23 protein-coding genes are annotated in these 19,395 nt (G+C 69.1%); 9 read left to right on the top strand and 14 right to left on the bottom strand.

The genetic code is table 11. The annotated features are described in order from the left end of the window. Positions 1–31: 31 nt before the first annotated feature. Positions 32–946 carry a histone deacetylase family protein gene (locus tag H165_RS0114980; RefSeq protein WP_017939758.1) on the top strand — a complete coding sequence of 305 codons (915 nt, stop codon included), beginning with the start codon at positions 32–34 and terminating at the stop codon, positions 944–946. Positions 947–958: 12 nt separating this feature from the next. On the opposite strand, the gene H165_RS0114975 is transcribed toward H165_RS0114980, so the two are convergent. Further along, positions 959–1,288 (bottom strand): DUF2025 family protein, encoded by a 330-nt coding sequence (locus H165_RS0114975; RefSeq protein WP_017939757.1) that lies wholly within the window; start codon positions 1,286–1,288, stop codon positions 959–961. Between the two features lie 165 nt (positions 1,289–1,453). On the opposite strand from H165_RS0114975, the gene H165_RS0114970 reads away from it, so the two are divergent. Beyond that, positions 1,454–2,698: a TIGR03862 family flavoprotein gene (locus H165_RS0114970; protein ID WP_017939756.1), complete on the top strand. Its 1,245-nt coding sequence runs from the start codon at positions 1,454–1,456 to the stop codon at positions 2,696–2,698. A gap of 7 nt (positions 2,699–2,705) precedes the next feature. Here H165_RS0114970 and H165_RS0114965 read toward each other — a convergent pair whose 3' ends face one another. From H165_RS0114965 to H165_RS0114955, 3 genes are all read right to left on the bottom strand, one after another. Next, the gene (locus H165_RS0114965; RefSeq protein WP_017939755.1) at positions 2,706–3,197 is read right to left on the bottom strand and encodes a copper chaperone PCu(A)C; all 492 of its coding nucleotides are present in this window, start codon (positions 3,195–3,197) and stop codon (positions 2,706–2,708) included. A 62-nt stretch (positions 3,198–3,259) separates the two neighbouring features. Beyond that, the gene (locus H165_RS0114960; protein WP_017939754.1) at positions 3,260–3,640 is read right to left on the bottom strand and encodes a DUF2946 family protein; all 381 of its coding nucleotides are present in this window, start codon (positions 3,638–3,640) and stop codon (positions 3,260–3,262) included. A 77-nt stretch (positions 3,641–3,717) separates the two neighbouring features. Further along, the gene (locus H165_RS0114955) at positions 3,718–4,629 is read right to left on the bottom strand and encodes a LysR family transcriptional regulator (RefSeq protein ID WP_017939753.1); all 912 of its coding nucleotides are present in this window, start codon (positions 4,627–4,629) and stop codon (positions 3,718–3,720) included. 116 nt (positions 4,630–4,745) lie between these two features. On the opposite strand from H165_RS0114955, the gene H165_RS0114950 reads away from it, so the two are divergent. Continuing rightward, on the top strand, positions 4,746–5,759 hold the full coding sequence (locus H165_RS0114950; protein WP_017939752.1) for a zinc-binding alcohol dehydrogenase family protein: 1,014 nt from the start codon (positions 4,746–4,748) through the stop codon (positions 5,757–5,759). A gap of 212 nt (positions 5,760–5,971) precedes the next feature. Here H165_RS0114950 and H165_RS0114945 read toward each other — a convergent pair whose 3' ends face one another. After that, positions 5,972–7,156, bottom strand: a complete 1,185-nt coding sequence (locus H165_RS0114945) for a multidrug effflux MFS transporter (RefSeq protein ID WP_017939751.1) — start codon at positions 7,154–7,156, stop codon at positions 5,972–5,974. Positions 7,157–7,319: 163 nt separating this feature from the next. Here H165_RS0114945 and H165_RS0114940 point away from each other — a divergent pair, with 163 nt between their 5' ends. Then, entirely contained in the window at positions 7,320–7,952 is a 633-nt protein-coding gene (locus H165_RS0114940) for a TetR family transcriptional regulator (RefSeq protein WP_017939750.1), read from the top strand. Between the two features lie 3 nt (positions 7,953–7,955). Here the strand turns inward: H165_RS0114940 and H165_RS0114935 are convergent, their stop codons facing one another. The 3 genes from H165_RS0114935 to H165_RS0114925 form a co-directional block, all read right to left on the bottom strand. After that, complete coding sequence (locus H165_RS0114935; RefSeq protein ID WP_017939749.1) at positions 7,956–8,546, bottom strand: LON peptidase substrate-binding domain-containing protein; 591 nt, start codon at positions 8,544–8,546, stop codon at positions 7,956–7,958. A gap of 61 nt (positions 8,547–8,607) precedes the next feature. After that, a complete protein-coding gene (locus H165_RS0114930; protein WP_017939748.1) occupies positions 8,608–9,324 on the bottom strand; it encodes an LrgB family protein in 717 nt (238 codons plus the stop codon). Beyond that, positions 9,321–9,683, bottom strand: a complete 363-nt coding sequence (locus H165_RS0114925) for a CidA/LrgA family protein (protein ID WP_017939747.1) — start codon at positions 9,681–9,683, stop codon at positions 9,321–9,323. The genes H165_RS0114930 and H165_RS0114925 overlap by 4 nt, the downstream gene beginning before the upstream one ends. Positions 9,684–9,866: 183 nt before the next feature. On the opposite strand from H165_RS0114925, the gene H165_RS0114920 reads away from it, so the two are divergent. The 4 genes from H165_RS0114920 (at position 9,867) to H165_RS0114905 (ending at position 13,154) form a co-directional block, all read left to right on the top strand. Continuing rightward, a complete protein-coding gene (locus tag H165_RS0114920) occupies positions 9,867–10,322 on the top strand; it encodes a MaoC family dehydratase (protein ID WP_017939746.1) in 456 nt (151 codons plus the stop codon). 93 nt (positions 10,323–10,415) lie between these two features. Next, entirely contained in the window at positions 10,416–12,131 is a 1,716-nt protein-coding gene (locus tag H165_RS0114915) for a C13 family peptidase (RefSeq protein ID WP_017939745.1), read from the top strand. Positions 12,132–12,169: 38 nt separating this feature from the next. Continuing rightward, the gene (locus H165_RS0114910; RefSeq protein ID WP_017939744.1) at positions 12,170–12,811 is read left to right on the top strand and encodes an oxidoreductase; all 642 of its coding nucleotides are present in this window, start codon (positions 12,170–12,172) and stop codon (positions 12,809–12,811) included. Between the two features lie 34 nt (positions 12,812–12,845). Next, complete coding sequence (locus tag H165_RS0114905) at positions 12,846–13,154, top strand: DUF5629 family protein (protein WP_026146659.1); 309 nt, start codon at positions 12,846–12,848, stop codon at positions 13,152–13,154. Positions 13,155–13,216: 62 nt separating this feature from the next. Here the strand turns inward: H165_RS0114905 and H165_RS0114900 are convergent, their stop codons facing one another. From H165_RS0114900 to mpl, 6 genes are all read right to left on the bottom strand, one after another. Continuing rightward, complete coding sequence (locus tag H165_RS0114900) at positions 13,217–14,275, bottom strand: TRAP transporter substrate-binding protein (RefSeq protein ID WP_017939742.1); 1,059 nt, start codon at positions 14,273–14,275, stop codon at positions 13,217–13,219. Between the two features lie 93 nt (positions 14,276–14,368). Next, positions 14,369–15,697 carry a TRAP transporter large permease gene (locus tag H165_RS0114895; RefSeq protein ID WP_017939741.1) on the bottom strand — a complete coding sequence of 443 codons (1,329 nt, stop codon included), beginning with the start codon at positions 15,695–15,697 and terminating at the stop codon, positions 14,369–14,371. Next, entirely contained in the window at positions 15,694–16,203 is a 510-nt protein-coding gene (locus H165_RS0114890) for a TRAP transporter small permease subunit (protein WP_017939740.1), read from the bottom strand. Before H165_RS0114890 ends, H165_RS0114895 begins: the two co-directional genes overlap by 4 nt. Positions 16,204–16,358: 155 nt before the next feature. Continuing rightward, positions 16,359–16,670: a YceK/YidQ family lipoprotein gene (locus H165_RS0114885; protein ID WP_017939739.1), complete on the bottom strand. Its 312-nt coding sequence runs from the start codon at positions 16,668–16,670 to the stop codon at positions 16,359–16,361. Continuing rightward, positions 16,663–17,295, bottom strand: a complete 633-nt coding sequence (gene ubiX / locus H165_RS0114880) for a flavin prenyltransferase UbiX (protein ID WP_017939738.1) — start codon at positions 17,293–17,295, stop codon at positions 16,663–16,665. The genes H165_RS0114885 and ubiX overlap by 8 nt, the downstream gene beginning before the upstream one ends. Positions 17,296–17,370: 75 nt before the next feature. Further along, positions 17,371–18,723, bottom strand: coding sequence for a UDP-N-acetylmuramate:L-alanyl-gamma-D-glutamyl-meso-diaminopimelate ligase (gene mpl / locus H165_RS0114875; protein WP_017939737.1), 1,353 nt, complete (start codon positions 18,721–18,723; stop codon positions 17,371–17,373). 262 nt (positions 18,724–18,985) lie between these two features. Between mpl and H165_RS18650 the strand changes: the two genes are divergently transcribed. Beyond that, positions 18,986–19,395: aldehyde dehydrogenase family protein (locus H165_RS18650; protein WP_040640661.1), on the top strand; the 410-nt coding region annotated here is incomplete at its 3' end.

Below are 19,395 nucleotides of genomic sequence, written 5' to 3'. Positions count from 1 at the left end.
ACTCCGGGCATCGCCCCGGAGCCTTCATTGTATGCCCCTGCCGCTGGTCTACCACGACGACTACAGCCCACCCTTCCCTGCCGGACACCGTTTTCCCATGGAGAAGTTCCGCCTGCTGCGCGACCATCTGGTGGCCAGCGGCCTGACCCGCGACGCCGAACTGCTGCGCCCCGAACCCTGCCCGCGGGAGATCCTCGAACTGGCCCACTGCCCGGCCTACGTCGCGCGCTTCCTGAACGGCGAACTGGATGCCGCCGAGCTGCGCCGCCTCGGCCTGCCGTGGAGCGAAGCCCTGGCGCGGCGCACGGTGCGCGCGGTGGGCGGCTCGCTGCTGGCCGCCGAGCTGGCCCTGGAGCACGGCCTGGCCTGCCACCTGGCCGGCGGCACCCACCATGCCCACTACGACCACGCCTCGGGCTTCTGCATCTTCAACGACCTGGCAATCGTCGCCCGCTACCTGCTGGAAGCCGGCAAGGTGGACCGGGTGCTGATCTTCGACTGCGACGTGCACCAGGGCGACGGCACCGCGCGGCTGCTGGAAGACGTGCCCGAGGCCGTCACCGTCTCGCTGCACTGCGAAAAGAACTTCCCGGCGCGCAAGGCCCGCAGCGACTGGGACATCCCCCTGCCGGTGGGCATGGGCGACGCCGACTACCTGAAGGTGGTGGACGACACCCTGAGTTACCTGCTGCCCCTCTACCAGCCGGACCTGGTGCTCTACGACGCTGGAGTGGACGTGCACCGCGATGACGCCCTCGGCCTGCTGCAGCTCAGCGACGCCGGCATCGCCGACCGCGACGCGACGGTGCTGCGCCACTGCCTGACCCGGGAGATTCCCGTGGCGGGGCTGATCGGCGGCGGCTACGACAAGGACCGCCAGGCGCTGGCCCGGCGCCACGGCCTGCTGCACCACGCCGCGGCGCGCGTCCGGGCCGAGTTCGCCTGACGAGGCAAGTGCTCAGGGCGAGCGGCACAGGGTGCGCTGGGCGAGGATCTCCGGCAGGTCCTCGCGGCGCATGTAGATCAGGAGCGGTTCGCTGACGTTGAGACGCTCGTTGATGTTCATGTCCAGCAGCACCCGCAGATGCTCGCGGGCCAGGACCATGACCCCGGGCGTATGCTCGCGCCAGACGAACTCACTGGCCGGGACGATGCTGTCCTCGGCGACCTCCATGCCGAAGGCGTCCTCGCTGAAGCGCACGATGTAGCGGCTGGTCTTGCGGTTGAAGCCGACGCAGCCACGCAGGGCGTCGGCGGCCTGACAGATGTCGGCGGATGTGATGCTCATGGGCGTCCTCGCTGTTTCCACTGGGCACGCAGGCGAGGCTGGGGAACGTCCGTGTCTGCGCACGGAACGCATCCGCCATGCTGCCGGCATCGCCCGGCCCTGTCACTGCGACACACTGCTACAGGCGCGGTAACATGGCCGCCCCTTCGTCCGGATGCCAGCCCCATGCCTCATACCGCCCCGTCCTCGACCCTGCGCACCTCCATCATCGGCGGCGGCCCCGCCGGGCTGATGGCCGCCGAGGTACTGGCTCGCGGCGGCGCCACGGTGGACCTCTACGACGCCATGCCCTCGGTGGGGCGCAAGTTCCTGCTCGCCGGGGTGGGCGGGATGAACATCACCCATGCCGAGGCCAGGGAGCGCTTCCTCGCCCGCTACGGGGAGCGCCAGGCACAGATCGCCGCACTGCTCGCCGACTTCGACGCCGCCGCTCTGCGCGAGTGGATCCACGGCCTGGGCATCGCCACCTTCGTGGGCAGCTCCGGACGGGTGTTCCCCTCCGACATGAAGGCCGCGCCGCTGCTGCGCGCATGGCTGCGCCGGCTGCGCGAACTGGGGGTGAACATCCACACCCGGCACCGCTGGCTGGGCTGGCAGCCGGACGGCAGCCTGCGCCTGGCCACCCCGGAGGGCGAACGCTCGATAGCGAGCGAGGCCACCCTGCTGGCCCTGGGCGGCGGCAGCTGGGCGCGGCTCGGTTCGGACGGTGCCTGGGTGCCTCTGCTGGAAGCACGCGGCATTCCCGTAGCGCCGCTGCGCCCGAGCAACTGCGGCTTCGAGGTGGCCGGGTGGAGCACGACCTTCGCCGAGCGCTTCGCCGGGGCGCCGGTCAAGCCGGTGAGCATCGCCCTGGAGGACGGTACGCCGCGCCAAGGCGAGTTCGTGATCACCGCGCACGGGGTGGAAGGCAGCCTGGTGTATGCCCTGTCGGCGGAGATCCGCGAGCGCATCGCCCGCGGCGGCAGCGCCACCGTGCGCCTCGACCTGCTGCCGCAGAAGAGCCTGGAGCAGGTCGAGGCGGCGCTGCGCAAGCCGCGCGGCAGCAAGTCGCTGAGCAACCACCTGCGCGGCCGGCTGGGCCTCGACGGGGTGCGCGCCGGGCTGCTGCGCGAGCTGAGCGATACCGCGACCCGCGCCGATCCGACGCGCCTGGCGGCGGCCATCAAGGCCTTGCCGCTGCGCCTGCTGCGTCCGCGGCCGCTGGACGAGGCGATCAGCAGCGCCGGTGGGGTCCCCTTCGAGGCCCTCGACGAACGCCTGATGCTGCGCGAGTTGCCGGGGGTGTTCTGCGCCGGGGAGATGCTCGACTGGGAGGCGCCCACCGGCGGCTACCTGCTCACTGCCTGCTTCGCCAGCGGCCGCGCCGCCGGGCTGGGCATGCTGGACTGGCTGGGCAACCGACGGCGCTGAGCCTCACTCAGTGGTCATGGCCGGCGCCCTGGTCATGGCCGTGCGGGGCCGCGGCGGGGGCGTCCTTCTGCACCGCCACCGCCACTTCGACCTCGCCGGCCTTCTCGAAGCGCAGGGTGAGCGGAAAGCGTTCGCCGTCGCGGAACTGCCGGGGCAGCTCGAAGAGCATCACGTGGTAGCCGCCGGGGGCGAAGCGCACCTCGCCGTGAGCGGGAACCGCCACGCTGGCCACCGGCTGCATCTTCATCATCCCGCCGACGTGCACGTGCTCGTGCAGCTCGGCCCTGCCAGCCGCCGGGGTCGCCACGCCGAGCAGGCGGTCGGCCTCGGCGCCCCGGTTCTGGATCACGAAATAGGCGGCGGCGGTCGGCGCGCTGGGCGGCATCTCCCGCGACCAGGGATGGTCGATATGCAGCTCCCCGGCCTGGTACTGGTGAGCGAACAGCGGGCCGCAGGGCACGAGCAGGGCGGCGAGCAGCAGGATCTTGGCAAAGTTCATGAAGGTTCTCCTTGCAAACGAATGACTCGGAAATGGTCCGAACGGGTCGGGCAGGTGGCGAGTCAGCCGGCAGGAGAAGCGCGGGGATTGGCCGATGGCCAGACGTGGCGCGGCGACGCCTTGTCGCACTGCCGGCCGCGCAGCGGGCTGGCGGCACGCGGCCAGCACAGGGCCAGAGGCAGCGCCGGGACGAGGCCCGGGCTGGCGCACAGCGGGCAGTCGAAGCTGGCGACAGCGAACCGTTCGTCCAGCGCGCCGCCGACGGCCGGAGTCGGGGCCGGGCGGTTCGGCTCGGTCAGAGAGCAGAAGGTGCCGCCGACGCCATTCAGCCGGAGACCCTGCATCTGCCCGTGGCCGAGGCCGCAGAGAAGCACGCCAAGGAGGACGCTGAAGTACAGCATCCAGACGGTCGGCGATGGGCGGTGGGCGAAGGTGGACGACATGGCATCCCTCAGGTCGATGTCCGGACTCTAGCAGCGCGCCGGCGCCTTTGAGAACGACCGGGTTGTCGCAGTCTGCGCTACCAGGGCGCGGCGGCAAGCAGTTCGGCACAGCGCGCCTGCAGGAAATCGCGCAACAGGCGCACCGGGCGGGTCAGTTGGGCGCGGTGGGTGCAGATCAGGTTGAGCGGGGCCGGCTCGCCCTGGTAGTCGACCAGCTCCAGCTGCAGGCGCCCGGCCTGAACGTCGCCGGCCACGTCCAGCCAGGACTTGTAGACCAGCCCGCGTCCGGCCACCGCCCAGCGGCGCACCACGTCGGCGTCGTCGCTGCTGCGGTCGCCGCGCACCGTCACGCTGGCCTCGCGGCGCCCCCGGTAGAAGTGCCATCGGTCATGGACCCGCTCGCCGAGCATGAACAGCAGGCAGTTGTGCTCGCGCAGCTCATCCGGCTGACGTGGCGCCGGGTGGCAGGCGAAGTAGCCGGGCGCGCCGCACAGCACCCGACGGTTGGCTGGCGCCAGGGGCAGCGCCACCAGGCTGGAGTCGTCGGGGATGCCGTAGCGCAGGGCGATGTCCGCAGGCTGGCGGAACAGGTCGCTGACCCGGTCGCCGAGCAGCAGCCGCACGCGAAGCTGCGGGTGCTCGGCCTGGAAGGCGTCCAGCCAGGGCAGCAGCACGTTGCGGCCGAAGTCCGAGGGCGCGGCCAGGCGCAGCTCGCCGCTGATCGCCGTCTTGCCGCCGGCCAGCAGGCCGCGGCCCTCCTCCAGGCTGCGCAGGGCGGCGCGGGCATGGGCGAGGAACTGCTCACCCTCGGCGGTGAGCCGCAGGCTGCGCGTGGAACGCACCAGCAGGCGCACCTCCAGGGCCTGCTCCAGGCGCTTGAGGGCGGCGCTGGCCACCGCCGGGGACACATCCAGGGCACGCGCGGCGGCGGACAGGCTGCCGGTGTCGGCGGTGCGGACGAAGAGCTCCAGGTCGTCGAGGCGCAGCATGGGAGGATTTTCAAAATTACGTTGAAAGAGACTCTATCTCCCGCCGCTTTTTCTTGCCAGCGAGAAAGACCAGCATGGCCACTCCCAACCACGGCATGCCATCCCAGGAGGTCGCCATGAAAGCCGTCGCCTATTACCAGTCCCTGCCCATCGCCGATCCCCGCTCCCTGCAGGACGTCGAGCTACCCGAGCCGCAGCCCGGCCCGCGCGATCTGGTGGTGGAGGTTCGCGCCATCTCGGTCAACCCGGTGGACACCAAGGTGCGCCGCGGCGTCGCCCCGGAGCCCGGCCAGGCCAAGGTGCTGGGCTGGGACGTGGCCGGCGTGGTCCGCGCGGTGGGCGCCGAGGTGAGTCTGTTCCGCCCCGGTGACCGGGTGTTCTACGCCGGAGCCCTGGACCGCCCCGGCGCCAACAGCGAGTTGCACGTGGTGGACGAGCGCATCGTCGGCCCCATGCCGGCAAGCCTGGACTTCGCCCAGGCGGCCGCTCTGCCGCTGACCGCGATCACCGCCTGGGAACTGCTGTTCACCCGTCTGGGCATCGCCGAGGGCCAGGCGCCGACCGGGCAGAGCCTGCTGATCGTCGGTGCCGCCGGCGGGGTCGGCTCCATCCTCACCCAGTTGGCCCGCCAGCTCACCGGACTGACCGTGATCGGCACCGCCTCGCGGCCGGAAACCCGCGACTGGGTGCGCGAGCTGGGCGCCCACCACGTAATCGACCACAGCCAGCCGCTGGCCGCGGAACTCCGCCAGCTGGGACTCGGCGCGGTGAGCCACGTGGCCAGCCTGACCCACACCGACCAGCATCTCGAGCAGATCGTCGAGGCCCTGGAGCCCCAGGGCAAGCTGGGCCTGATCGACGATCCGGATGGGCTGGACGTGCTCAAGCTCAAGCGCAAGAGCCTGTCGCTGCACTGGGAGCTGATGTTCACCCGCTCGCTGTTCCAGACCTCGGACATGATCGAGCAGCACCGCCTGCTGCAGCGGGTCGCCCAACTGGTGGACCGCGGGGTGATCCGCTCCACCCTGGCCGAGCACTTCGGACGCATCGAGGCGGCCAACCTGCGCCGCGCCCACGCCCTGCTAGAAAGCGGCAAGGCCAAGGGCAAGATCGTCCTGGAAGGCTTCTGAGCAGCGCCGCACCGGCCGGGGGCGACCGCCCTCGGCCGTTCCCCTTCTTCGCCGAAGTCGGTGGCCGGCCAGTGCGCCGGGCCGGAGCGGGTATGGGACTGCGCGGGACGCTCCCCGAGCCCACGGGAGAAGGCCCGCCGTGAAGATCGGCGTTCGGCCGGCCCCGACGGTCTCGACGCCTGCGTACACCTGGCGCCTGGCGCCGCGGCCGTTCAGAGGCGTCCCTGGCGCAGCTCCAGGCGGCGGGTCAGCCAGGCCACGGCGAACGCGGCCAGTGCGCAGAGGCCGATGGCCTCGCCCATGGGGGCCGCACTACCGTCGTGCAGAACACCGACCAGCGCCGAGCTGCCGGCGGCGATACAGAACTGCAGCGAACCGAGCAGCGCCGAGGCCACTCCGGCGTTCTGCCCCTGCCCGGCCATTGCGCAGGCGGTGGTGTTGGGCAGGATGGCGCCCAGGCAGGCGATGCCACCGAACAGCGGCAGCGCCAGCGGCCAGAGCTGTGCCGGCTGGTGCAGCGCCAGGCCCAGGGTCGCCAGAGCGGCGCCCAGGTAGATCCAGATCACCCGCCGCAGCCAGAAGTCCGGACCGCGCCAGTGCAGCAGACGGGCGTTGAGCTGGCTGACCAGCACGAAGCCCAGGGCGTTGAGGCCGAACAGCCAGCCGTAGTGTTCCGCCGGCACCCCGTAGAGCTCGATGAACAGGAACGGCGAGCCGGAGATGTAGGCGAACATCCCGCCCATCACCAGGCCGCCGGTGAGCGCGTGGCCGAGGAAGATGCCGTCGCCGAACAGCCGGCGGTAGCGGCCCAGGGCGCCGCGTAGAGGCGCCCTGGGTTGCTCCGCCGGCATGGTCTCCGGCAGCCAGAGCGCCACCGCCAGGCCGCAGAGGGCGCTGAACAGGCTCAGGGCGAGGAAGATCCACTGCCAGCCGCCCGTCTTCAGCAGCAGGCCGCCCATCAGCGGCGCCAGGATCGGCGCCAGGCCCATCACCAGCATCATCTGCGAGAACACCTTGGCCGAGGCGATGGGGTCACAGAGGTCGCGCACCACCGCACGGGTCACCACCATGCCCGCGCAGCCGCCGAGAGCCTGCACGAAACGCGCAGCGATCAGCCATTCCAGACTCGGCGCCAGGGCGCAGCCCAGCGAGGCCAGGGTGAACAGCGCCACCCCGGCGAGCAGCGGCAGACGGCGGCCGATGCGGTCGGCCAGCGGGCCGTAGAACAGCTGGCCGAGGGCCAGGCCGGCAAAGTACACCGCCAGGCTCAACTGCACATGTTCGATGTCGGTGGCAAAGGCCGCGGCCAGGCTCGGAAAGCTCGGCAGGTACATGTCCACGGCCAGCGGGCCGAATGCGCTGAGGGCACCGAGAATCAGCAGGAGACGGAAGTTCATGGAGGATCCGTGACGGATGGGGCGGACAGCATAGCCGGACTGTCAGCCTGCCCCAAGCCCTCGGCCCGCGCGGACTGCCAGGCTCGCCACAGCCGCCCGAACTGCCGGAGAGATAAAGTCTGTAAACTCCCTGCCAGGACTAGTCAGTAAACCGCCCGCCGCCATGCGCCGAACCAAAGAAGATGCCGAGAAGACCCGACACGCGATCCTGCAGGCCGCCGAGGTACTGTTCCTAGAACGGGGCGTGGCGCACACCAGCCTGGAAACCATCGCCCGGCACGCCGGGGTGACCCGCGGAGCGGTCTACTGGCACTTCCAGAACAAGGCCCACCTGTTCAACGAGATGCTCAACCAGGTGCGCCTGCCGCCGGAGATCCTCACCGCCCGGCTCGGCGGCGAGAACGCCTGCGACTCGCTGCGTGCGCTGCGCGACATGTGCATCGAGGCCCTCGAGGACCTGGCCCGCGACGAGCAGAAGCGGCGCATCTTCACCATCCTGCTGCACCGCTGCGAGTTCACCGACGAGCTGCGCGAGGCCGAGGAACGCCACAACACCTTCATCGAGCAGTTCATCGCGCTCTGCGAGAACATCTTCCGCCACGCCCACGCCGGCGGGCGGCTGCGCCCGGGGATCAGCCCGCCGCTCGCCGCGCGCGCCCTGCACGCCATGCTGATCGGGCTGTTCACCGACTGGCTGCGCGACCCGCGCTCCTTCGATCCGCTGCAGGACACCCCGGCGCTGATCGACAGCCTGTTCGACAGCCTGCTGGCTAACTGGAAGCCCCGTGAGGAATAGGGCTCAGGCCGGCTGGCCGTCCTGCAGCTGCTCGATCAGCCGCTGCAGACGCCCCAGGCGCTCAGCGGGAGTGTCCAGGCTGAGCAGCTCCAGCTTGTGCAGCAGGGAGAACGGCAGTAGGTAGGCCAGCTGGTTGGCCAGCGCCTGCTGGCTGCTCACCACCCCGCCCATGCCCAGCTCGGAGACCATCGGGTGCTCGGCGAGGGCCGCGAGCAGCGCTGCCAGGTCGGCCTGTTCGGCGAGCAGCGGCTGGTCCGCCGGCTCCTCCAGCCAGGCCACCTCGGCCACGGTGAGCTGGTCGCGCTGTACCTCGGCGTCCAGCACACGGAAGCGCCGGCCGCCCTCGACGCGGATGCCGAGCATGCCGTTGGCCAGCTGCTGCCAGTCGCGGATCTGCGCCTCGCAGCCGATCCCGGCGAAGCGCTGGGCGGCCTTGCCGACCTCCTGGCCCTCGATGATGGCCACCACGCCGAAACCGCTACCCTGCTTCATGCAGCGGCCGAGCATGTCCAGGTAGCGCGCCTCGAAGATCTGCAGGTCGAGGGTGCAGCCGGGGAACAGCACGGTATTGAGGGGGAACAGCGGCAGCTTCATGGGGACTTCCTGCATGGACCGGTCATAGCAAGCATAGAGTCTGGGTCTGCACCGGGGCGCCTCAGACGATCAGCGCCATCAGCAGCGGCAGCAGCACCGCGCTGGCGACGCCCATCAGGCTCATGCCCAGCGCCGCGAAGGCCCCGCATTCCTCGCCCTCCTGCAGGGCCCGCGAGGTGCCCACCGCATGGGCGGTGATGCCCAGCGCCATGCCCTGCGCAGCCGGATGGCGCACGCCGCACAGGCGCAGTACCGCCGGACCACAGATGGCGCCGAGCACCCCGGTGATCATCACGAATACCGCGGCCAGGGCGGCAATTCCGCCGATCTGGTCGGCCACCAGCATGGCGATCGGCGAGGTCACCGACTTCGGCAGCAGGCTCATCAGCATCAGGTGCTCGCCGCCGAACAGCCAGGCGAGCAGCACGCCGAGCCCGGTGGCCGCCACCCCGCCGACCAGCAGGGTCACCAGGATCGGCCAGAACAGCTGGCGAATGCGCCGGAGGTTGAGGAACAGCGGCACTGCCAGGGCCACCGTGGTCGGCCCGAGCAGCACCGTGAGGGTCTGCACGCTGGCGCGGTACTCGGGGAAGTCGATGTTGCAGGCGAGCAGCACTAGGATCACCAGCAGCATGGACACCAGCACCGGCTGGAGGAACACCCAGCGGGTCCTCTCGTAGGCGGCCAGGGACAGCTGATAGGCCGCCAGGGTTATGCCGATGCCGAACAGCGGATGGTGGATCAGCGCCTGCCAGGCGCCCGCCCAGTCGAGACTCATGGCTCGCTCCTGTGCCGCGCCTGGCGGTCGATCAGCTTCTGCATCAGCCAGCCGATGAACGCCACCGCGAGCAGCAGCGAGAGGATCAGCGAGCCCATCACCGCCCAGAAGTCGGCGGCGATGTCCTTCGCGTAGGCCATCACACCCACCGCCGGCGGCACCAGCAGCAGCGGCAGGTAGCGCAGCAGGCTGGACGCGGCCTGCTGCAACGGCTCGCCCACCTCGCCGCGCAGCTTGAGGAACACCAGCAGCAGCACCAGGCCGATGATCGGCCCCGGCAGCATGGGCAAAAGCAGCACATTGAGCACCGTACCCAGCAGCTGGAAGAACACCAGCCAGGTCAGGCCACGTAACAGCATCGGGATACCTCCGGAACGATGCCCGCCTCCCCCGGGAGCGGGCAGAGCCCCATTATAGGCAGGCGGCATCCATGGCAGGGCATTTGCAGCATGGATGACGGCTTGACCACCGCAATCGCCCGTGCTGAGGTTGGCCGGGCCAGGCTCCACAACAACAACGCACCGCCCAGGCAAGGAGGCAGCATGCCGTTCGTACCCGTTTCCGAACTGAACAACTACATCGGCAAGGATCTCGGTCATTCCGACTGGCTGACCATCGATCAGGCGCGCATCGACCAGTTCGCCGAGTGCACCGGGGACCACCAGTTCATCCACGTGGATCCGGAAAAGGCCAGACTGACCCCCTTCGGCACCACCATCGCTCACGGCTTCCTGTCCCTGTCGCTGATTCCGAAGCTCAGCGAGAACCTTGCGGTGCTCCCGCAGGGCATGAAGATGGGCGTCAACTACGGCCTCGACAGCCTGCGCTTCATCCAGCCGGTGCCGGTCGACTCGCGGGTGCGCCTGGCCATGACCCTGCTCGAGGTCACCGAGAAGAACCCCGGCCAGTGGCTGCTGAAGAACCGCTGCACCCTGGAAATCGAGGGCCAGGCCAAGCCGGCCTTCGTCGCCGAGACCCTGGCCCTCTGCTTCGTCTGAACGGAGCACGGCCCAAGACGGGGCGCCAGGCGCGCCCCGTCGCCTTTCTGGGGCATACTTCCGGCATTTCCCGACCGGTAACGGCTTTCCACCATGCCCCGTCTGCTCGTTCCCTGCCTCCTCGTCCTGCTACTCGCCGCCTGCGGCGAAGGCGACCCCCTGACTCCGCCCGATGCCCTGCTGCCCGACGGCGGCCGCTACCGCGGGCAGATCGTCGACGGCCTGCTGCAGGGCCCGGGGCGCCTGGATTACGCCAACGGCAGCTGGTTCGAGGGACATTTCAAGGACGGCCTGCTCGACGGCCCCGGCGAGTGGCACGGGCCCAACGGCGAACGCTACGTCGGCGAGTTCCGCCGTGGCCTGTTCCACGGCAACGGCACCCTTACCTACGGCAACGGCACCCGCTACCAGGGCGCCTTCGAGAACGGCCGGATGCACGGCCTGGGGCGCCTTGAGCAGAGCGGCTCTCGCTACCAGGGCGAATTCCGCAATGATCAGTTCAACGGTCTCGGCAAGCTGGAGCGCGACGACGGCAGCAGCTTCCAGGGCCAGTTCAGCAACGGCCAGCCCAACGGCACCGGGGTGCGCATCGACAGCGACGGCAGCCAGTTCGCCGGCTCCTTCAGGAACGGCCGGCTGAACGGTCAGGGCACCTACCAGAGCCAGGAAGGCGACCAGTACAGCGGCACCTTCGTCGATGACCAGTTCGCCGGCAAGGGCCGCTACCAGAGCGCCGCGGGCGACATCTGGAGCGGCGAGTTCAGGGACGGCGCACTGAACGGCCTGGGCGAATTCCTCGGCGCCGACGGCAGCCACTACCAGGGCCACTTCCGCGACTGGCTGTTCCACGGCGAAGGCGTCCTGCGCCAGCCTGACGGCAGCGTCTACGAGGGTCACTTCGCCGAGGGCCAGTTCCACGGCCGGGGCAGGCTCAGTCGCGCCGACGGCAGCGTGCTGGGCGGCCTCTGGCGCGAGGGCCAGCGCGTCCGCGACGAGCAGGACCGCCCGCTACCCGACCCGCTGGAGCTCGGCCTGCTGCGCCAGGGCGCGCTGCTCGACGCGAGCCTCGCCGCCCTGCCCGCCTCCACCCCGGCGCTGGAGCTGTACAGCCTGAGCCTGGCCGGCGACGGCAAGCAGAGCGTGTTCCTCCGCGAGGCAGACTACGTCAGCCGGCTGCTGCGCCAACGCTTCGGCGCCTTCGGCCAGATCACCCTGGTCAACCACCGCGACCACCTGGTCGACCGACCACTGGCCACCCGCGAGAACCTGCGCCGCGCCGTGCAGACCCTGGCCGAACGCAGCGGTGCGGAGGATCTGATCTTCATCTACCTGACCAGCCACGGCAGCCCCGGCCACGAGCTGGTCCTCGACCAGCCACGCCTGGCCCTGGCCGACCTGCCGGCCGCCGAGCTGGCCGAGTTGCTCGCGCCGCTGCGCGAACGCGACAAGGTGGTGGTGATCTCCGCCTGCTATTCCGGCGGCTTCCTGCCCGGTCTCAAGGACGAACGCACCCTGGTGATCACCGCGGCGCGCGCCGACCGGGTGTCCTTCGGCTGCTCGGAGGAGAACGACTTCACCTACTTCGGCAAGGCCTTCTTCGGCCAGGCACTGAACGAGACCGACGATCTGGAGCGGGCCTTCCAGCGAGCCCGCGAGCTGATCGCCGAGCGCGAAAGAAGCGACGGCTTCGAGCCCTCAGAACCGCAGATCTGGGCACCGCAGGGTGTCCTGCAACGCTGGCGGCAGCTGCGCGAGAACCAGGCGCGCGAAGCCATGGGCACCCTGGCCGTCGGCAAGCCGCGTCCTTAGCTTCTAAGCTTGCTGGTAACGGATAGGGGGAGTCCTCCATGTATCTGACGCCACAACGAATCCTGCTCGCCGGCGCCACCGGGCTGACCGGCGAACACCTGCTCGACCGTCTGCTCAGCGAACCCACGGTCCTTCGCGTGCTGGCCCCGACGCGCCGCCCGCTGGCCGAACACCCCCGCCTGGACAATCCGCAAGGCGAACTGCCGAGCCTGCTGCCGACGCTCGGCGGGCCACTCGACATCGCCTTCTGTTGCCTGGGCACCACCATCAAGCAGGCCGGTTCCCAGGAGGCCTTCCGCGCCGTCGACCATGACCTGGTGGTGGCCGTGGCGCAGCGCGCCCGCGCCCTCGGCGCCCGTCACTTCCTGGTGGTCAGCGCGCTGGGCGCCGATCCCAGGTCCTCGGTGTTCTACAACCGGGTCAAGGGCGAGATGGAGGAATCCCTGCGCGCCATGGACTGGCCGCAGCTGACCATCGCCCGTCCCTCGCTGCTGCTCGGCGAGCGCAGCGAGACGCGCCTGGTCGAACAGCTGGCGGCGCCGCTGGCGCGGCTGATCCCCGGCAAGTACCGCAGCATTCACGCCTGCACCCTGGCCCGCGCGCTGTGGCGCCTGGCCCTGGAGGAGCAGGACGGGGTGCGGGTGGTGGAGTCGGATGAGCTGCGCCGCCTGGGGCGGTAAACTGATCCATCATTCCCTGTCCGAAGAGCCGACCATGAGCCAAGCCGACACCCTGCTCGCCACCCTGAAGACCACCGACATGCTGGAGATCGACGGCCTCTACGCCTGGCATTTCGAGCTGCGCGGCGACCAGGCGGAGCACCTGCTGAGCATCGAGGCCATGGATGGCAGCACCCGCCGGCAGTGGCGCTTCAGCCGCGCGGCGGTGGAGAAGGCGCGCTACGAGGCGGCCAGCGACACCTGGATCCTCACCGAGGGCGAGCGCGAGCATCGCCTCAAGTGTCTGGAGGCCCTGGTGGCCAGCAGCGAGGACGTGGACCTGGAGGACGACGGCGGGCTCTGAGCCCGCGCTGCCCGTCCCCGGGCGAGCCGGGTGGCGCTCCGCCGTGCGCCACCCCCGCCGTCTCAGCTGTAGCGGTACGGCGGCCCCGCCTCAGCCATGAGCGCGTTGTACTTGCGGAAGATCTCCACCACCCGCTTGCAGCGTGGACTGGTCTGGGCGATCTCGTCCCAGAACTTCTTGGCCTCCTCCTCCACCGTGCGCCATTCCGCCTCGGGGATGGTGGTCAGCTCCAGTTTCTTGCCCTCCACGCGGATCTGCGCCTCGCCACCCCAGTACCAGTACTGCCGGTAGTAGTGGGAGCTGTCCATGCACAGCTTGAACAGGGTCTTCAGGTGCTCGGGCACCGCCTCCCACTTCTCGCTGTTGGCGAAGTAGGAGCCGATCCAGGCGCCGGAGATGTTGTTGGTGAGGAAGTACTTGGTGACGTTGGCCCAGCCCACCGTGGTGTACTCGGTGATGCCGCACCAGGCGATGCCGTCCAGCTCGCCGGTCTGTACCGCCACCTCGACGTCCTCCCAGGGGATGGTCACCGGGATCACCCCGAAGCGGGTGAGGAACTTGCCGGCGGTGGGGAAGGTGAAGATGCGCTTGCCCTTGAGATCCGCCAGGCTGCGGATCGGCTGCACGGTGGCGAAGTTGCAGGGGTCCCAGGCCCCAGCACCCAGCCAGGTGACGCCTTCCACCTCACTGTAGGCCTCCTCCCAGATCTTGCGCAGGCCGTACTGCTCGAACAGCACCGGGATGTCCAGGCTGTAGCGGCTGGCGAAGGGGAAGTAGCCGCCGAACACCGAAACGTCCACCGGCGCCGCGATGGAGTCGTCGTCGCTCTGCACCGCGTCTATGGTGCCGCGCTGCATGGCGCGGAACAGCTCGCCGGTGGGCACCAACTGGTCGGCGGTGTAGAGCTGGATCTCCATCTCGCCCCTGGCCACCTTGTTGAAGGCCTCGATGGAGGGCTTGATGACGTGCTCGGCCAGGGCCGGCCCGGCGTAGGTCTGCAGGCGCCAGGTGATCTTCTTCGGCTCGGCGGCGTAGATGTGCGCCGAGCCCAGGGCCGCGGTACCCACCGCGGCACCCGTGGCGACGGCAGCGTCCTTGAGGAACTTGCGTCTCGTACTCATGCTGCTTCTCCAGTAAGTGTCGACTCAGATGCACGATGAACGCACGCCTTCGCCCAGCCCGGCGCGAAGCCCCCCAAGTGCGTCCTTTCCCCCTCAACCAAGCCCGTAGTAGCGCTGCGGCAACCACAGGGCGATTTGCGGAAAGATCATGATCAGCGCCAGACCGAGCGCCATGATCAGCACGAAAGGCACCACGGAAACGTAGATGTCGCGCAGGGTCACCTCCGGCGGTGCCAGGGCGCGCATCAGGAACAGGTTGTAGCCGAACGGCGGGGTCAGGTAGGCCATCTGGCAAGTGATGGTGTAGAGCACCCCGTACCACACCAGGTCGAAGCCCAGCGCCCCCACCAGGGGGATGTACAGCGGCGCCACTATGACCAGCATGGCGGTGTCGTCGAGGAACATGCCCATAACCAGGAACGACAGCTGCATCAGGATGATGATCTCCCAGGGCCCCAGGCCCATCTCCTCGACGAACAGCCCCTCGATCGCCCTGACCGCGCCCAGGCCGTCGAACACCGCGCCGAAGCACAGCGCGGCGAGGATGATCCACATGAACATGCAGGTGACGCCCAGGGTCTTGCGCAGGGTTTCCTTCATCACCCCGAGGGTCAGCCGGCCGCGTACGAAAGCCGCCAGGGTGGCAGCCAGGGCCCCCACCGCGGAGCTTTCCACCAGGCTGGTGACGCCCATCAGGAACAGCCCGCTCATGGCGAAGAACACGAACAGCGGCACCAGCCCGGCGCGCAGCAGGCGGACCTTCTCCCCCCAGGTGATCTGCTGGCGCTCCTCCGCCGGCAAGGGCGGCCCCAGATGCGGCTGCAGGCGGCAACGGATGGCGATGTAGACGAGGAACAGCAGGGCCATCAGCAGCCCCGGGAAGACCCCGGCCAGCCACAGCTGGCCCACCGGCTGGCGGGCGATCATGCTGTAGAGCACCAGCACCACGCTGGGCGGCAGCAGGATGCCCAGGGTACTGCCGGCCTGGATCACCCCGGTGACCATGATCTTGTCGTAGCCGCGGCGCAGCAGCTCCGGCAGGGCGATGGTGGCGCCGATGGCCAGGCCGGCCACGCTCAGTCCGTTCATCGCCGAGATCAGCACCATCAGGCCTATGGTGCCCAGGGCCAGGCCGCCGTGCAGCGGGCCCATCCAGACGTGGAACATGCGGTAGAGGTCGTCGGCCACATGGGACTCGGAGAGGATGTAGCCCATGTAGATGAACATCGGCACGGTCAGCAGCGGATACCATTTCATCAGTTTCATGGCCGCGCTGAAGCCCATCTCCGCACCACCATCGCCCCACAGCAGCAGGGCCGCCAGCACCCCGACGAAGCCGATGGCCCCGAACACCCGCTTGCCGGTCAGCAGCAGGAGCATCATCGAGGAGAACATCAGCAGGGCGATCATCTCGTAGCTCATTCCAGTCTCTCCCCCTTGGCGGCTGCGAGATCGGTGAAGAAGATGGCCAGCGCCTGCAGCAGCATCAGGCCCACGCCCAGGGTCATGACGATCTTGATCGGCGCCATGTACGGCGACCAGGTGGAATAGCTGGTCTCGTTGTACTGGATGGCGTACAGGGTCGAGGACAGCCCGCCGTACAGCAGCATCCCCAGGTAGAACAGCAGCAGCAGACCGGTGAAGGCATCCACCACGGCCCGGGTGCGCGGCGACCAGCGACTGTAAAGCAGGTCCATGCGCACGTGGGCGTCGCTCTGCAGGGAGTAGCCGCCGCCGAGCAGGAAGTAGGCGACCATCAGGAACTGGGCGACCTCCAGCGTCCAGATCGCCGGCATGTGCAGCCCCTTGGAGATCGACGAATAGAGCAGCACGCCGAGCATCACGAAGAACAGCAGCATGGTGGCGCGCCCGACGTACAGGTTGATCCGGTTGACGACGCGGACGTAAATCCTGATGGCCCTGGGCATAACCATTGCCTCACGAAGGCTGTGTTTTTTTTGGTCAGCCTAGTCGATGATTGGGTAGTGCCAACCCGCCATCGCGAAAATGCGAGCCGATTCCGGGACGGGAACGCCCCGCCCGGACGCTCGGGTCGTCCAGGGGAACGAACGGCAACGGAGGCTCAGTAGCCGCCAGTGACGCCCAGGCTGATGCCCAGCACGGCGGCCAGGGAGAAAGGCAGCAGCAGGGTGTCGAGAAGCAGGCTGCCGGGCAGGTCGAGGACGGCATGCCTGGGCGCCTCGGCGCCAAAGCGCTCCACCGGGCAGCAGCCGCCGTTCAGTGCGTACCAGTCCAGCCGGGTGCCGGCATACACCAGGGGCGCGCCGGGCTTGGCGGCATCCAGGGCGCGCACGGTGGCGCAGCCGGGCAGCAGCACCACGAGCGCCAGGCCAAGGGCGCGGAATCGGCGAGCAGGCACGCCGGACTCAGTCATCGCTGCTGACCTGATGGTGCTCGCCCCAGCGCGGCAGCATGTCCTGGGGGATGTTCAGTAGGTTGAGGATGCGCGCCACCACGAAGTCGATCAGGTCGTCGATGGTCTGCGGCTGGTGATAGAAGCCCGGCGAGGCCGGCACTATGACCGCGCCCAGGTTGGAGAGCTTGAGCATGTTCTCCAGGTGGATGCTCGAGTAGGGCGACTCCCGGGGCACCAGGATCAGCTGGCGGCGCTCCTTGAGGGCCACGTCGGCGGCGCGCTCGATCAGGTTGTTGCAGGCGCCGGTGGCAATCGCCGACAGGGTGCCGGTGGAACAGGGCACGACCACCATGGCGCCGGGAGCGCCAGAGCCGGAGGCCACCGGAGCCATCCAGTCCTCCTTGCCGTAGACGCGGATCTGTCCCGGGGCGGCGCCGGTGTACTCGCTGAGGAAGGACTGCATCGCCTGCGGCTTGGACGGCAGGCTGACGTCGGTCTCGGTGGCGACCACCAGCTGCGCCGCCTTGGAGATCAGGAAGTGCACCTCGCGATCTTCCTGGATCAGGCAGTCGAGCAGGCGCAGGCCGTACTGGGCGCCGGAAGCGCCGGTCATCGCCAGGGTGATGCGTTCGGGACCGCTCATGAAGTCTCCTCGTCAATCCAGATGCCCCTTCTCCGGAAAGGGCCTCCCCCTCCCCGCTGGGGAGAAGGAGTAGAACTACGCCTCCAGCGCCGCAGCCAGCTTGCCGTGCAGGCCGCCGAAACCGCCGTTGCTCATGATCACCACATGGCTGCCCGGAGTGGCCTGGGCCTTGACCCCGGAGATGATCGCCTCCAGGGAGTCGCACACCTGGGTGGGCACCCCGGAGCCGGCCACGGTGGCGGCCAGGTCCCAGCCGAGGTTCGGTGGCGCGTACCAGAACACCCGGTCGGCCTGGGCCACGGAATCCGCCAGCCCCTCGCGGTGGGCGCCGAGCTTCATGGAGTTGGAGCGCGGCTCGATCACCGCGATCACCGGAGCGTCGCCGACCCGCTTGCGCAGACCGTCCAGGGTGGTGGCGATGGCGGTGGGATGGTGGGCGAAGTCGTCGTAGAGGGTGATGCCGCGCACCTCGGCGACCTTCTCCATGCGCCGCTTGACGCTCTTGAAACTGCACAGCCCGGCGATGCCCAGCTCCGGCACCACGCCGACGTGACGGGCGGCGGCCAGGCAGGCCAGGGCGTTACTGACGTTGTGGCGGCCGCTCAGTTCCCAGTCCACCACGCCCTGCACGGTCCCCTCATGGAGTACCTCGAAGCGCGAACCGTCTTCGCTGAGCAGTCGCGCTTGCCACTGGCCGCCTTCGCCGGTGGTCTGCACCGGGGTCCAGCAGCCCATGGCGATGACCCGCTGCAGGGCTTCTTCGCCCTGCGGATGGATGATCAGCCCCTCGCCGGGAATGGTCCGCACCAGATGGTGGAACTGCCGCTCGATGGCCGCCAGGTCAGGGAAGATGTCCGCGTGATCGTATTCCAGGTTATTGAGGATCGCGGTCCGTGGCCGGTAGTGGACGAACTTGGAGCGCTTGTCGAAGAAGGCGCTGTCGTACTCGTCGGCCTCCACCACGAAGAAGGGGGTACCGCCGAGGCGCGCCGACACCGCGAAATTGCGCGGCACTCCGCCGATCAGGAAGCCCGGGCTCATCCCGGCATGCTCCAGCACCCAGGCCAGCATGCTGCTGGTGGTGGTCTTGCCGTGGGTGCCGGCCACCGCCAGCACCCAGCGGCCCTGCAGCACATGGTCGGCCAGCCACTGCGGACCGCTGACGTAGGGCAGCCCTTTGTTCAGCACGTACTCCACTGCCGGGTTGCCACGCGACAGGGCGTTGCCGATCACCACCAGGTCCGGCGCCGGATTCAGGTGTTCGGGCAGGTAGCCCTGCAGCAACTCGATGCCCTGGGCCTCCAGCTGGGTGCTCATGGGCGGATAAACGTTGGCGTCAGAGCCGGTGACGCGATGGCCGAGCTCCTTGGCGAGTACCGCCAACGAGCCCATGAAGGTGCCGCAAATACCGAGAATGTGGATGTGCATGAATGGCCTCTGGAGCGGGCGTCGGCGCCCGGAAAATCTTGCCGCAGGTTAGCACAGCGACCGGGGCTTCCGGGCCTCGGCCTGTTGCCCCCAATCCAGGACGTGCGCCGCTTGCGAATCCCCGTTCGACCGCGGCACGGCGGAAAAGATCGGGCGGCCACCCATCGGCGCTCCCGTCAGGCAGTGCATCTTCTGCTAAGCCTTAAGGGATACCCCCTTCTTCCCCTCGCCTGCAGGCGCATCCAGCACGAGAGAGGCTTCCATGATCTACGCGCATCCCGGCACCCCTGGCGCCATCGTTTCCTTCAAGTCTCGCTACGGTAACTACATCGGCGGTGAGTTCGTCCCGCCGGTGAATGGCCAGTACTTCACCAACACCTCGCCGGTGAACGGCGAAGTGATCGCCGAGTTCCCCCGTTCCGACGCCGCCGACATCGAGCGCGCCCTGGACGCCGCCCACGCCGCGGCCGATGCCTGGGGGCGCACCTCGGTGCAGGAGCGTTCCAACATCCTGCTGAAGATCGCCGACCGCATCGAGCAGAACCTGGAACTGCTGGCCGTCACCGAGACCTGGGACAACGGCAAGGCGGTCCGCGAGACCCTGAATGCCGACGTGCCGCTGGCCGCCGACCACTTCCGCTACTTCGCCGGCTGCATCCGCGCCCAGGAAGG

It is taken from the genome of Pseudomonas thermotolerans DSM 14292, from assembly GCF_000364625.1.
GTDB classification, from domain to species: domain Bacteria; phylum Pseudomonadota; class Gammaproteobacteria; order Pseudomonadales; family Pseudomonadaceae; genus Aquipseudomonas; species Aquipseudomonas thermotolerans.
This window is presented reverse-complemented; position numbering and strand designations above follow the sequence as displayed.

Excerpts from the sequence above, each read along its gene's own strand:
- H165_RS0114895 (WP_017939741.1), bottom strand. The coding sequence starts at position 15,697 with ATGAGCTACGAGATGATCGCCCTGCTGATGTTCTCCTCGATGATGCTC.
- H165_RS0114890 (WP_017939740.1), bottom strand. The coding sequence starts at position 16,203 with ATGCCCAGGGCCATCAGGATTTACGTCCGCGTCGTCAACCGGATCAAC.
- H165_RS0114975 (WP_017939757.1), bottom strand. The coding sequence starts at position 1,288 with ATGAGCATCACATCCGCCGACATCTGTCAGGCCGCCGACGCCCTGCGT.
- H165_RS0114950 (WP_017939752.1), top strand. The coding sequence starts at position 4,746 with ATGAAAGCCGTCGCCTATTACCAGTCCCTGCCCATCGCCGATCCCCGC.
- H165_RS0114960 (WP_017939754.1), bottom strand. The coding sequence starts at position 3,640 with ATGTCGTCCACCTTCGCCCACCGCCCATCGCCGACCGTCTGGATGCTG.
- H165_RS0114900 (WP_017939742.1), bottom strand. The coding sequence starts at position 14,275 with ATGAGTACGAGACGCAAGTTCCTCAAGGACGCTGCCGTCGCCACGGGT.
- mpl (WP_017939737.1), bottom strand. The coding sequence starts at position 18,723 with ATGCACATCCACATTCTCGGTATTTGCGGCACCTTCATGGGCTCGTTG.
- H165_RS0114945 (WP_017939751.1), bottom strand. The coding sequence starts at position 7,156 with ATGAACTTCCGTCTCCTGCTGATTCTCGGTGCCCTCAGCGCATTCGGC.
- H165_RS0114925 (WP_017939747.1), bottom strand. The coding sequence starts at position 9,683 with ATGCTGTTACGTGGCCTGACCTGGCTGGTGTTCTTCCAGCTGCTGGGT.
- H165_RS0114920 (WP_017939746.1), top strand. The coding sequence starts at position 9,867 with ATGCCGTTCGTACCCGTTTCCGAACTGAACAACTACATCGGCAAGGAT.
- ubiX (WP_017939738.1), bottom strand. The coding sequence starts at position 17,295 with ATGAGCGGTCCCGAACGCATCACCCTGGCGATGACCGGCGCTTCCGGC.
- H165_RS0114970 (WP_017939756.1), top strand. The coding sequence starts at position 1,454 with ATGCCTCATACCGCCCCGTCCTCGACCCTGCGCACCTCCATCATCGGC.
- H165_RS0114930 (WP_017939748.1), bottom strand. The coding sequence starts at position 9,324 with ATGAGTCTCGACTGGGCGGGCGCCTGGCAGGCGCTGATCCACCATCCG.
- H165_RS0114965 (WP_017939755.1), bottom strand. The coding sequence starts at position 3,197 with ATGAACTTTGCCAAGATCCTGCTGCTCGCCGCCCTGCTCGTGCCCTGC.
- H165_RS0114940 (WP_017939750.1), top strand. The coding sequence starts at position 7,320 with ATGCGCCGAACCAAAGAAGATGCCGAGAAGACCCGACACGCGATCCTG.
- H165_RS0114915 (WP_017939745.1), top strand. The coding sequence starts at position 10,416 with ATGCCCCGTCTGCTCGTTCCCTGCCTCCTCGTCCTGCTACTCGCCGCC.
- H165_RS0114910 (WP_017939744.1), top strand. The coding sequence starts at position 12,170 with ATGTATCTGACGCCACAACGAATCCTGCTCGCCGGCGCCACCGGGCTG.
- H165_RS0114935 (WP_017939749.1), bottom strand. The coding sequence starts at position 8,546 with ATGAAGCTGCCGCTGTTCCCCCTCAATACCGTGCTGTTCCCCGGCTGC.
- H165_RS0114905 (WP_026146659.1), top strand. The coding sequence starts at position 12,846 with ATGAGCCAAGCCGACACCCTGCTCGCCACCCTGAAGACCACCGACATG.
- H165_RS0114885 (WP_017939739.1), bottom strand. The coding sequence starts at position 16,670 with ATGACTGAGTCCGGCGTGCCTGCTCGCCGATTCCGCGCCCTTGGCCTG.
- H165_RS0114980 (WP_017939758.1), top strand. The coding sequence starts at position 32 with ATGCCCCTGCCGCTGGTCTACCACGACGACTACAGCCCACCCTTCCCT.
- H165_RS0114955 (WP_017939753.1), bottom strand. The coding sequence starts at position 4,629 with ATGCTGCGCCTCGACGACCTGGAGCTCTTCGTCCGCACCGCCGACACC.